Origin of the sequence: Streptomyces auratus, from assembly GCF_050433025.1 — a bacterium.
GTDB classification, from domain to species: Bacteria; Actinomycetota; Actinomycetes; order Streptomycetales; family Streptomycetaceae; genus Streptomyces; species Streptomyces sioyaensis.
In genome coordinates, this window is the sequence record NZ_JBNGCB010000003.1 from 1,873,614 (window position 1) to 1,885,356 (window position 11,743).

The following is an 11,743-nucleotide window of genomic DNA, read 5'->3' on the forward strand; positions in this document are numbered from 1 at the left end:
TTCGCAGTTGATAGGCATGACCGTACATACGATCGTCAAGTCTGGTAGGGGGAGCCCGATGAAGTTCGACATGGGGGCGCAGACGCTCTCGACCCTGAGGTCGAAGTCGCAGGGGTCGAGCACGGAACTGGGAACGTTGATCCGCCAGCTCATCCAGGCAGCCCAGCCGTTGGAGGGCAAGTTCAACGGATCGGGCAAGGCGGCCTTCGACTCGTTCAAGTCGCACGCGGACGAGATCGCGGCGGAGTTGAACAGTGCGCTGGCTGCGATTGTGGGCGGTCAGTCGGGCATGGAGTCGGCATTTGGCTCGGGCGACCAGGAGCAGGCCGACAACGCCCGGTCGCAGATGTCGGCGGCGAACTTCGACGCGGCCCGCTTCTCGGGCCGCTGACGGCCTGATTGCGGCGCAAGTACTCAGATCTCAACGGGGAGTGATTATTTATGGCTGCTGGCATGGACCGTCGTTCGTACGACTCGGGTGCGTCCGCGGAGGCGCAGGGCAACATCCAGGCGGTGATCGCGCGCCTGGAGCAGGTGATCGCGGCGCGTGATGCGCAGGTGAAGGCGGCGATGTCGGATTTCGCTGCGGATGGTGTCGCGGAGGAGTACCACGGCAAGGAACTGCGCTGGAACCGCGCCTCACAGGAGGTCAGGAGCATCATCCAGCTGCTGAAGACGACGCTGGAGAAGAACGACGGCACCGCGCACCAGACGCTCGCACGCGCGAAGGCCGCCGTCGACAACATCGGCTGAGCCGGCCTCAGCACATCGACAGATAAGGCGATCCTTCGGAGTGCGCGGACGGGTTGCCGGCCGTGGGGCCGCGCGGGGCGCGGCGGCGGTGCAAGAAGTATGTACGCAGGGGGGCGTTCATGGCGTCATGGGACATCCAGCCGCAGGGAGTGCAGGGCCAGTTGAAGGTCGTCGGCACGCATGCCGAAGATCTGGGGAAAGTCCTCAACACGCTGCTCTCTGACATACAGGAAGTGGCTCAGGCCGCGGGTACGGCTGTGCCGGGCACGAGCGCCATGACGCCGATGCGCGGGCCGATGACGCCGGCGGGCAAGCCGTTGGGGCCCGTGGCCCCCGAATTGTTGCCGCACAAGGCGACGGGTCCGGTCGCCGCGGCGCTGGTCGAGTACGTAACGAAGCGCAAGCCCCGCATGAAGGCAATGGCCGATCGCTGCCAGGCCGCCGTTCTGGGGGCTGCCAAAGCCACCAATGAGTACGTCCAGGGCGATCTGGAGGCGGCCAAGAACGCCCAGAACGCCGCCCATACCGTGCGGCTGGATGCTCTCAAGGACTTCAGGGGGAAGAAGAAGTGAGCGGCGGACCGGTCGACCCGGCCGATGTACCGGTCTTCACCGGTGATCTGGACGTTCTGGAAGCCAAGACGAAGGCGCTGTCCCACGGCGGCTCCAAGGTCCACACCGCTGGTTCGGACGTCCACAAGTCCTTCGGTGGACTGGCTGCCTTCTACAAGGCGCCCGAGGCGGAGCAGCTGTTCGGCGTCACCAAGCCGGTGGAGCGCACGGCGCACGACCTGAGTGACGACATGCATGTCATCGCCGGGGCTCTGGGCACCTACGCCCGTGAGATCAGGCCACTGATCCACCGGCTGGAGCAGCTCAAGCAGGAAGCCGCCGATTTCCGCGATAACGAGGCCGCCGAAGACAACTGGAGCGAGGACGGCGACCTTGTCGAGGAGAACCTCAATCGCCGCAACAAGATCGCCGAGGTCTGGGCGGCGTTCCAGGAAGCCGAACGCGACTGCCACGCCAAGATCGTCGCGCTGGTAGGCGGCAAGGCACTCCACACAATCGACGCCTCCCACCAGAAGGGATACGGCTACGACGCCGGGGCCCTCAAGGCATCCAAGAGCCTGCCCTGGGGCGACGCGGTCGAGGAATCCGTTCCCTGGTGGCAGGTGTGGGAGCACGCCTACGACTTCGGCAAGGGCTTCATCGTCGACGGCGTGGGGGGCACCATCGACGGCATTTACACCCTGTTCGGCGGGCACGGCGGGGACGCTGCCGGCGAGGCGTGGGCCGGTCTGGCCAAGCTCTCCACCGCTGTGGCGATCACCACCACGCCTGGTTTGAACGTCGCCTACTGGATGGCGCCGGGGAAGATGCTCCCCTCCTGGCTGCGGGACTCGCGTACCGCGGTGCTGGATACGGGCAAGGCTCTTGTGGCCTGGGACCAGTGGGAATCGAACGGCTCCCGAGCCGCCGGCGCGGTCACCTTCAACATCGTGACCGCCATCTTCACCCGCGGTGGCGGCGCCGCCGTGCAGGGCGTGGGCAAGGCTGGGGCGATAGCCAAGGGCCTGTCCGTCGTCAGCAAGGTGGGCAGCGCCGTCGACCCGATGACCTACGTCATCAAGGGCGCAGGCGCCGGCCTGTCGAAGGTCGGCGACATGATGGCCCACCTCAAGGGCCTCGGCCACGTCGAGGCCCCAAAAATCTCCGATGGCGCCTACAGCCTGCCCGAGGGCGCTGTCGAGATGCCGGACGGCACGATCCAGCTACCCAAGGACGCCGCTATCCCGGAAGGGGCGACCAAACTCCCGGACGGCAGAATCGAGCTGCCCAAGGACACCGTCACCTTCCCACCGAACACGGTGAAGGACCCGTCCAACGGGAAGTACATGAGCGGCAGAGGCGACCTCTACAACGAGGACGGCAGCCTCTTCCAGCGCGCCGAGGACGCCCCCAACGACAAGCCCGCCCCACCCGCCACAGGCGCGGACAACCCACGAATCGAGACCCCGGCCCACCAGGAACAGCGGGTCCCGGCCAGCGTCGGCGGATCGGGCGACGACTTCACACGCGTCGGCTCGGAGATCTCCGACCCGGCTCACTTCGACGACGCAAGCCACGGCAGCACCAGAACAGGCGACAACACCCCCATGGGCCGCGCCGGCGACCACGGTGCTCCCGGCGGCAGCGCTGGCAACCACATGCCCACCAACAACCTGGACAACAACCCGACCGGTGGTGGCGGCCGGATCACGGACACTACGCCCACGACCGGCGGCGGCCACACGGGCATCCCGCCCACCAGCTCCGCCGGCCGCGACCTGCCTGGCGGTTTGACGGCCGAGAACGGCCTCCCGGGTGGCTCTACCACCAATAGCGGAATCCTGGGCTCTGGTCACCCGGCGTCCCCGGGCCTGGATGCCCTCGACGACGCTGCCCGCGCCCGGGAGAGCATCGGGGACAACGCGGGCGACGACGCGGCCCATGCTGGCGACGATGCGGCCACGCCTGCCGGAGACAATCAGGCCGGCGACACCCCGGCCCCGCACCAGCCCGTGCCGCGCCCCGAGTTCATGCTGGAAGGCCCGAACCCTTACGGACCGCGCGGGCGCCTCACGCAGGAGCAGATCGAGGAGATCCAGGTCTACCGTGCCAACCACGAACCCGGGTACTTCAAGGACTACTACAAGGGCGGCGACCACCTCGGCGACCGGAAGAACCTTGAACTCACGGACGAGAGCGGGCTCACTCCACCTCAGCTGACCCGGCTGTCGGATGACGGCCCGTTGATCCGTGCCAAGGACGCTCCCGAGCCCCCCAAACCGCATTTCCTCGACGGCGATTACATCCCTGTAGGGGCGGATACCGTCACGAGCGCTTCCAGACTCAAGATTCTCCACGAGGCCGCACAGGACCGCCATTTCGCCATTCAGTGGGACAAGCTCGTCGAGAACTGGAAGGGGGAGACCGGGAAGGCGCACGAAGCCCACGGCACTCTCGAAACAGGAGGGCTCTGGGGCGAGGCCAAGGGGGCTTACAAGGAGTCCCACACTCAGATGGGGGACCTAGCCGAGAAGTTCGGCGAGAAGGCTGCCGAGCATCACTTTATTGCTGAGCACTACCCGGACTTCGACAAGCAGACCCTCCTCGGCCCAAAGAACGGCAATGACCAGTTCGATCAGGTGTGGAAGCACGAGGACGGTCGAGTAGTTGTTATCGAAGCCAAGAGTAGTACCGGTACGGATCTCGGCCCTCGCACTCTCCCGAACGGTAGAAAGGTCTCTCAGGGAAGCAGGGAATATTTCTTCGACATCATCCGCATGATGAAAAAGCGCGGAGAATTCGGAGTTGTGAGAGACCTGGAGAGGGCTCTAGCCGACGGGAAGCTAGAATATGTTGTCGTCAAGGGGGAGAGGAACGCAGGAAGGTACACTGGCCTTCAATATCGGCGGTTCGATATCAGCAAGGGGACTCTTCCGTGACCGTAGACATCTCCCGGCATCACCTGTCGGCGGGACCTGACGCCGAGCAGTTCGCGGAGCGGCTGAGCGCACACTTGGCCGAGGGCATCGACGGTCTCGAGGACTCCGTCGGCGCCACGAGCTTGCTCGACTCCCATTTCGACACCGGACTCCTGGTGTTGCGCGCTCGCTGTGTCGTCGATCCGCGAGCGGCGGCGCTGGAGACATGGGAGGCCGCGGTCAATGCGATGCAGCTGGGCTCGGCGTTGTTTGCCGTGACGGGGGTGAGCGAGGGGTCTGTCGAATGCCGCATCAACCGGAAGGTGCGGACGCTTCCGGCCGTCGGCCCGCTGTCAACTGCCGATGCGGGAAACTGGCTGACGGCGTTCTGGCTGGCCGTCATTTGCCGTGACCAGCGGCGGATGACGCAGTTGTGCGAGATCCCGCTGGAGCGGCTGCGTGCTCCTGAGGGGCAATACGACGAGTACATCTACCACTGGGTGGACACCCTGCAGACGTACTGGCTGCGGCGGCCGGGGCTGGTGGAGAAGCTCACCGCCACATTCCAGGCGTCGGATCCCGCAGTGGCACGGGTCGCCCCGCGAGATCTGCTGGATGGCGTGCTCTATCCGCCGATCAACCTCTTCTACCGCTTCGTGCGCAAGGACGAGGAAGGCTTCAGCCCGGCCTTGGTGGAGGCGCTGAAGCTGCACAAGACGTACTGGACTCTGAACGAGGACCGGGAAGCGGACATCGACGGCAGCATCGCGCTGGGCCCTCTCGCAATCGCCTGCCTCGCCTACGACGGGGAACTCCCGATCGAGGTCGAGTCGGAGTACCTGCCCAAGCACCTCCTGCAGCGCGGTTGGCTCGGAGAGTTCCCCACATGAGGCACCTGGCATGGTGACGGTGGCGCGGCACGGGAGCCCGTCGGTCGACGAGGAGGCTGACGAGCGCCTAGCCAAAGAGCTCAAAGACAGCGTCGGGAGCCTGGATACGTCGCCAGCCGTCTTCGGCATGGCGCTGAACGAGACGCTTCTGTAAGACCCCCGGGGTAACCGACTCCCGACCTGGGTGGCCACGGTCTCCGCGATCAGGTCGGCACGGCAGCCTTCGCCGCTGCCACGGCCGACGGGTCGATCGAGGCACGCATCACGGACGAAAAGCGCACCATGCCGTTCTGTTCCCCCCGTGTGGTTACCTGGAGCTGGGCGCCGGGCTTATCAACGCGGCAGAGAGCCTGAGCCTGCGCCCCGATCGGGCTGACCTCTTCGTGTACGGCACGCTTCAATTCGACGCAGTTCTCGAAGCGCTCCTCGGGCGGATACCCAACCGAGCGCAAGCATCCGCTCCCGGGTGGCGGGCTGCAGCCCTGGAAGGGTGCCTCTGCCAGGGGCTCGCGGCGGTGCCGGGGGGGCGAAGCAGCTGGCTTGCCGCTGACCTGCCTCGGCCGAGGGGAATGGGCAATCCTCGCCGCATTCGAGGGGTTGCGGGCTCCTCAAATGCGGATGAGACATACGGCTCGGTGATGTGGCTCGCCACTACACCGAGCCGTAACACGTTCAGCGCCCTCCGAGCTCTGTGCACGGGTTCCACCGCAGTGGAGAAGTCACTCGCATGCAGTTGCCGTTCCTTCTACGTCTCGGCAATTCGCCCACGGCGGACGAGAAATACCCTCAAAAGACTGGAACCCTCTCCGGGGCTATGTCAACGTACAACACCGCGGAAGCACGGGGTTGGTATGCGGCCCACCGGGTGACCCGATGAGGAGTCTCTTCTGTCAACGCACGCGCTCGGATCTGTTCGGCTGACTGCTCCTGTCCTCTTCACCCTGGGCTCATTCAACGTGTGGACCGTGCGCAGCCAATCCAACTACGGGGCACGCTTCTCAGCCGTCTGTTTTTGTGTCTGCGCGGCGGGTCTCTTCGGAGAGGACCTGGTGCAGCGGGCATACCGAGTCGATCGCCGCATCCTCGCCTACGTGGCCGGGAATCCCGGATCGGTAAGCCGTGTGATCGCAGCGCAGGTTGGCAGGCTGGAACGTGTTGTTGCTGCGAGGCTCCAGCACCTTTGCGAGGCGGAGCTATTGGTCGTGGATCAGAAGGGCATCGGGGAACTTGAGGTCCTACCGGCTGGTGTCGTGGCCGGCGACCGAGGGCAGATCCCGGCCGGTCGCGAGCGGAACATAGCCGACGATCGCCGGTTAGCCAAACCGGCGATTCCGCAGAGTATTGAATGTGCCAGGGGATGTCCCGGTCGTCCCGATGCCCCGTGTTAGGAGTCGACTAGCTTGTCGCAGCATGCAATAGTTGAATCAGCCCTGCTCTCACCGAATCAGATCAGTTCCCTGCTCGGTTGTGTGCGGGAAACACCGGGGTCCACAGCGCCGTGTATCTCTTCCTGGCATCCATGGCGACGGCGGCCTTGCTTCCTGGTGAAGCCCTCGCACTTCGGGTGGACGACGTGACACTTCCGGAAGACGGGTTCGGCGAGTTGCTGGTCCGTTCCGGTGCGGCCCGTGAGGTACCTGTCACGCCTGAACTCGTCGGCCTCCTGCGGGACTGGATCAGCACCGCCACACTGAAGCCGCGAGATCTGTTCTTTCCCGGCGCGCGTGGCGGGTGGTTGCCGTCTCCCCTGTACCGACGGGTGTGGAGGCAGGCGCGCAAGGCGGTTCTCCGACCGGACGAATTGGAAGCGGGACTGGGGGAGCACGTGACCATCCTTCGCGATTCCTGCCTGGACGTGTGGCTTAAGGCGGGAGTTCCTGTCTTGGGCGTTGCCGAGTGGGCCGGCCTGAGAGCGAGTTGGCTTGCGTTGCGCTATCCGCACTGCTTCCGCTTGCAGGATGTCAAACTCGACCGGGGGCACCTGCCCAAGGTTATGGCGCTTCCGGACGCGCTGAAGTAGTAGTTCCCTCCCAGCGCTCTGGCTGATAGTTCCAGAGCGCCGCTGTTACCAGATTGCCCATCTCGGGCATCAGCGGTCCATACCTCGACGCTGTCGACACGCGGTCAATCCCTTCTTTGCGGACTTTCTCTGTGCCGCGGCCCCTGTGCCCTGACAGGGCTCATTGATCTTCGTCCTGGACCGCCGATGGCCTGGCTTATGACTCGCCGGGCGCCTATCCCAACCCCACCGTCAAGGATCCATCCATGCCTGCGCGCCTGTTGTCCATTCCCGCCGTTGCCGCCGCGCTGGACGTCGACCGCCGAACCGTCTACCGCTTCATTGCCGCCGGGGAGCTGCCAGTCGTCGACCTGCGCACCGGCACGGGGCGCTCCCGCGTCCGTGTCCCCTCCGCCGCGCTGGAGGAGTTCATTGGCAGCAGGGCGGTCGCTGCGCCGATGTCTCGCCGCTGACCCGAACTGTCGACCCTTCCAGCACCTAGGACAAGGAGTAGTCCCACGTACCTGCGCAAGCTGAAGTCTGGCAAGTGGCAGGCGACCGTACGCAACCGGACAGGAGACCGGTTCAGTGAGTCGTTCCCCCTCAAGGCACAGGCGCGTGCCTGGGGGGTCGAAATGGAGACCCAGTTCACCCGTGGCGGTATGCGCGACCCGAGGGCCGGCGAAATGCCGTTCCGCGAGTGGCACGACCGATGGTGGAGAGGTCGCGTCGTCGAGCCCCATACCTTGCGCGGCGATGCCTACAGCATCAAGAACCATGTTCTGCCCTACTGGGCAGACTGGGAGATGCGGGCCATCACCCGCATGGATGTCCAGAGCTGGATCCGTGAGCTGATCGAGAAGGGCGCGGGGGCTGCCGCGATCAAGCGCGCCTACAACCTGACGTCCTCCGTGATGCGTGCGGCCGTCGACGACGATGTCATCGCGGTGAGCCCGTGTCGCAGCATCGACCTGCCTCAGATCGCGGTCAAACCGCCGCAGTGGTTCACGCTCGACCAGGCGCAGAGCATCCTGGACGAACTTCCCGCCGTGTGGCGGACGATGTGCCTGCTCGGCTTCTACACCGGTCTGCGCTGGGGTGAGCTTTCAGGTCTGCACCGCCACCGTATCGACCAGCGCCGCTCGCGCCTGTTCGTGGTGGAGGTCAACACCAAGAGCGGCATCAAGGAGTACCCCAAGAGCTCCAAGAGCCGCCGGGAGGTCCCGCTCCCGCCGCACGTCCTGGAGGCGCTCGAGCGCCACATCCACAGGCTCGACCGTGACGCGCTGGTCTTCACCACCATCACTAAGGGGCGAGCCGGCCGCCGCCTCGACGACGGCAACTGGCGACGCCAGACCTGGTGGCCCGCTGTCGACAACGCCTACTTCTTCGACACCGACGGCGAACAGCAAGTCGTCCCGCACTATCCGCCGCACTCCATGCGCCACACAAGCGCGTCGTGGCTCGTCCAGAAGGGAGTCTCGCTCTACGAGGTCCAGCACCTCCTTGGCCACGAGAGCTTCCAGACCACCCAGCGCTATGCGCACCTGCAGCCGGACGCGCACAAGGCCGTCCTCGGAGCCTGGGAGCGGATGGAAGCCCCGCTCACCGTTGCTGCATGAACGTTCCTTCGCCCCTGTCCGCGCCGGACAGGGGCGAAGGCGTTTACGAGCAGGCTGGAGCTCGGATCACAGGCTCCCGTCGATCGGTTGGCCTTGAGGGGAACCCGGTGCTGCTCGCCGAGCCCTCCGCAGCGCTTAGACTCTCACCGTGGTAGGAGAGGACGCCCACTTAAAGGGAATCTCGGGAGCGAAGAGAGCCAAGCTCTACCTCGAGGGCACGATGCGGATCTGTGGGGCCTTCGCGAACACGGACTCGGACGCCTGGGCAAGGAAACTGACGCTCGCCTGGCCGGAGGGCGGACAGACCTTCTCCTTCGACCTGGGCGGGTCGATGAGGGGTGCCCCGTACCATGGCGACCAGTTCTGCGCGGAGGTCAAGCACTATCAGGGGCCGGCGGACCAAGGCACTCACTTCGTCGAGTTTCTCGCCAAGTGCTACGTCGCGCACCAGGAGAAATACCTCTTCGGCGATCACTACATGTGGATCACCTGGGCCCCCTTCAATGTGAACAATTGGTCGCAACTACACGAGCCGCAAAGGATCGAGTCCGCCGTCGTCCACCACCGGCAACGCATCTTCGGTGACGTCTCCGAGGACGAGGCCAGGAAGAGGATCGACGCGATCGCGGTGCAGAGCGTGTCCGAGCGCGTGTGGCGCATCGTCCTGTCAGAGAAGCAGGAGGGCCTGCTGCCCCTCACCGAGTGGCGGGCCATCCTGGCGCACGAGCTGACCCTAAAGGGGGAGTGGTGAACGCCGTCGCATCGTCGATCGCGGAGGCGCTCGAGGCGGACGACCCGTACCGCTCGTTCGCCGAAATCAAACGACTCCTCGAACAGCACCTCCGGCAGATCAATCCGCAGATCCGGTCCAGGCGCACCGGATATTACAACCACACCCACATGCCGGACCTGGTCATGCGATGGCCGCACGACGACGACCTCAGCGACCGATACGTCTACCTGCGCAGCACGACGGACGCGGACGAGCTCGGGTTCGACATCAGGCGTCTTGCTCGCCAGGACCGGCCCATTGTTCTGGCGCTCGGTGCCCTCCGCCCGTCCTTCGACGCCCGCGCCCTGGATTCGCTCGCGATCGACCACCACACCCTGGTCTTGGACCTGGCGGCTTTCGCGGAGCTGACCGCTGGCGAGTCGGCCGACGCCGCGTTGAGGCGTCTGATCGCGAACACCGTCATTGAAGGCGGCCAGGGCCTCCTTGACGAGCGCTCCGTGTCCCAGCTGGCCCGTGCCATGACGACCGGCGCGCAGGCAGCCCGCCGCGGTGAGCGTGAGGCGACCGATGACGCGCTTGCTTTCGCCTCGGACACGCTATCCCCAGCGATCGCGCGCCGTCTGACGACCTTCCTGGGGACCTTATGGCGCGCTAGTGGTGCACCGGTAGCTGCGCTCGAACGCGCTCCCAGGTATCCGCAGCAACTGGACGAGTCGTCGCTCGATTACCTCCTCGAAGGCCAGGAGATCCCTGATGGGGCCTTCTGGAGCCGTATCGCCCGTGAGATCACTCTGACCGATCTGCTGCGGCACGGCAGGATCACCGCCACCGACAATCTCCAGCACCTCATGCGAGCCGCGCTGAGCACATGGAACGCCCGGGTTTGCGGCGTAGCCCCCTCCTCCGTCGCCGCTCGCCGTGGCGCAGCCCCCCTGCACTGGACTAAGGGCGAGGGAGTCCTCAGCTTCGACGCGCCCGGCTTCGTTCTCACGCTCGCACAGAAGGTCGACCACCTGACATCGTCGGCGGCACGGGCGGCGTACGAACTGCCGGCCCTCGACGAGGTCGGCAATCGTCTGCCGCTCCTAGGGCTCAGCCTCAAGGCCATCACACTGGTCAACGGTGGCGGGAAGGTGGCGTACGAAGGAGAGGTAGGCGCCTTGCATGGGGACCGACTACGCCACCTCAGCGAATCCCTCGGACCGGGGACCCTGGTCAAAACACTCGAAGCAGCCCTGCCGCCAAGTGGCGTACCGGTTAGGTACAACTTCTCCACCCGGACCGCCTCGGTAAAACCGCCCCGCGGCAGCGTCCCCCTACTGGAGCTCGTGAACACGTCCATTCGACTCTTCACGGATCTATCCCACGCGGAGGAGGAACGCCTCGTCGAGGTGATCCCGTCGGGCGGCCGCACCCTGCATGCCGGAATCGATCACGACATGCCGGGGACAGAGCCCCCCGCCGACTGACGCGCGGCGGGTCCACAGTGGGCGCACCGTCACGACTCCACCGCGTGAGGCTCTGTATCGGGGGAGGTGCTGCCGTACTGCGGGTAGCCATGACACGCCAGATTGCCCGTGCCGAACCGACGTACGGCCGTGACGCTCATTTGACGCTCCGGGCGCCCGGTGGCCCTCATTCGGGACCCGAAAGCCTCTCTGACCTGCTGCTTTACCGCCTGCGTCCTGGGCAACATGTTTCCTATGACGCATCATGTGGAGTGTGTTGTGGTGTTGGAGAAGGCAGGGAAGGGCGCCTGAGCTGCGGTTTTGCGCGTGCGTATGAGGTGCGGTGTGGGCGTCACGGGCGATATCTTGACGCTGAAATGACGCTCGTTCTGATGGGGTGTCAGGCAAATTCCGTCGCTGGTCAGGCGGTCTGCTGGCTGCGCGGGTGTGGCAGGTTGCCGGGAATTTCGTGGTGCCAAGCGGCCGGGCTCATGCACGTGTGTGCAGGGCCCAGCAGGTTCTTCGTCTGCTGGTGGTACAGCTCTCATAGCGGTGTTGACCTGCTGAAACAGCGGTTGTGGCTCTGTCGGGAGGGCGTTGGTCCGTGCCTGGTCCGGATCGCGCCGGCTGTCTCCGGAGCCTCTCGGCGATTACTGCTTCACCGGCGCCAAGTGTTGCGATCCGGCGCCAGCGAGACCTCGGTGGCGCCGTCGACATGGCGCTGCGGGTAGCCGTGGGGCTGTGCGATGGCCCGTTCATCCCGGCCTGCCGAGGGCGGTAGGGGACCGGTCTCGATGAGGGCAAGTCGGTGCAGTACGGCGATGTTCAC

13 protein-coding genes are annotated in these 11,743 nt (G+C 65.5%); 11 read left to right on the top strand and 2 right to left on the bottom strand.

What is annotated here, in order from left to right:
• Nucleotides 1-58: 58 nt before the first annotated feature.
• From BKA18_RS27930 to BKA18_RS27955, 6 genes are all read left to right on the top strand, one after another.
• The gene (locus tag BKA18_RS27930) at nt 59-391 is read left to right on the top strand and encodes a hypothetical protein (RefSeq protein ID WP_366046533.1); all 333 of its coding nucleotides are present in this window, start codon (nt 59-61) and stop codon (nt 389-391) included.
• Nucleotides 392-441: 50 nt separating this feature from the next.
• Complete coding sequence (locus tag BKA18_RS27935) at nt 442-753, top strand: pore-forming ESAT-6 family protein (RefSeq protein ID WP_093642528.1); 312 nt, start codon at nt 442-444, stop codon at nt 751-753.
• A 119-nt stretch (nt 754-872) separates the two neighbouring features.
• Nucleotides 873-1,325, top strand: a complete 453-nt coding sequence (locus tag BKA18_RS27940; RefSeq protein WP_366046534.1) for a DUF6507 family protein — start codon at nt 873-875, stop codon at nt 1,323-1,325.
• A complete protein-coding gene (locus tag BKA18_RS27945) occupies nt 1,322-4,243 on the top strand; it encodes a hypothetical protein (protein ID WP_366046535.1) in 2,922 nt (973 codons plus the stop codon). Before BKA18_RS27940 ends, BKA18_RS27945 begins: the two co-directional genes overlap by 4 nt.
• Nucleotides 4,240-5,112: an immunity 49 family protein gene (locus BKA18_RS27950; RefSeq protein ID WP_366046536.1), complete on the top strand. Its 873-nt coding sequence runs from the start codon at nt 4,240-4,242 to the stop codon at nt 5,110-5,112. Before BKA18_RS27945 ends, BKA18_RS27950 begins: the two co-directional genes overlap by 4 nt.
• 10 nt (nt 5,113-5,122) lie before the next feature.
• Nucleotides 5,123-5,266, top strand: a complete 144-nt coding sequence (locus BKA18_RS27955; RefSeq protein ID WP_366046537.1) for a hypothetical protein — start codon at nt 5,123-5,125, stop codon at nt 5,264-5,266.
• Between the two features lie 49 nt (nt 5,267-5,315).
• Here BKA18_RS27955 and BKA18_RS27960 read toward each other — a convergent pair whose 3' ends face one another.
• The gene (locus BKA18_RS27960) at nt 5,316-5,564 is read right to left on the bottom strand and encodes a hypothetical protein (RefSeq protein WP_366046538.1); all 249 of its coding nucleotides are present in this window, start codon (nt 5,562-5,564) and stop codon (nt 5,316-5,318) included.
• 1,046 nt (nt 5,565-6,610) lie between these two features.
• Between BKA18_RS27960 and BKA18_RS27965 the strand changes: the two genes are divergently transcribed.
• From BKA18_RS27965 to BKA18_RS27985, 5 genes are all read left to right on the top strand, one after another.
• The gene (locus BKA18_RS27965; RefSeq protein ID WP_366046539.1) at nt 6,611-7,132 is read left to right on the top strand and encodes a site-specific integrase; all 522 of its coding nucleotides are present in this window, start codon (nt 6,611-6,613) and stop codon (nt 7,130-7,132) included.
• Nucleotides 7,133-7,377: 245 nt separating this feature from the next.
• Nucleotides 7,378-7,584, top strand: coding sequence for a helix-turn-helix domain-containing protein (locus BKA18_RS27970; protein ID WP_366046540.1), 207 nt, complete (start codon nt 7,378-7,380; stop codon nt 7,582-7,584).
• Nucleotides 7,585-7,746: 162 nt separating this feature from the next.
• Nucleotides 7,747-8,733, top strand: coding sequence for a tyrosine-type recombinase/integrase (locus BKA18_RS27975; protein ID WP_366046541.1), 987 nt, complete (start codon nt 7,747-7,749; stop codon nt 8,731-8,733).
• A 148-nt stretch (nt 8,734-8,881) separates the two neighbouring features.
• The gene (locus BKA18_RS27980; protein ID WP_366046542.1) at nt 8,882-9,484 is read left to right on the top strand and encodes a hypothetical protein; all 603 of its coding nucleotides are present in this window, start codon (nt 8,882-8,884) and stop codon (nt 9,482-9,484) included.
• Nucleotides 9,481-10,935, top strand: a complete 1,455-nt coding sequence (locus BKA18_RS27985; protein WP_366046543.1) for a hypothetical protein — start codon at nt 9,481-9,483, stop codon at nt 10,933-10,935. The genes BKA18_RS27980 and BKA18_RS27985 overlap by 4 nt, the downstream gene beginning before the upstream one ends.
• Before the next feature lie 637 nt (nt 10,936-11,572).
• On the opposite strand, the gene BKA18_RS27990 is transcribed toward BKA18_RS27985, so the two are convergent.
• Complete coding sequence (locus tag BKA18_RS27990) at nt 11,573-11,743, bottom strand: hypothetical protein (RefSeq protein WP_366046544.1); 171 nt, start codon at nt 11,741-11,743, stop codon at nt 11,573-11,575.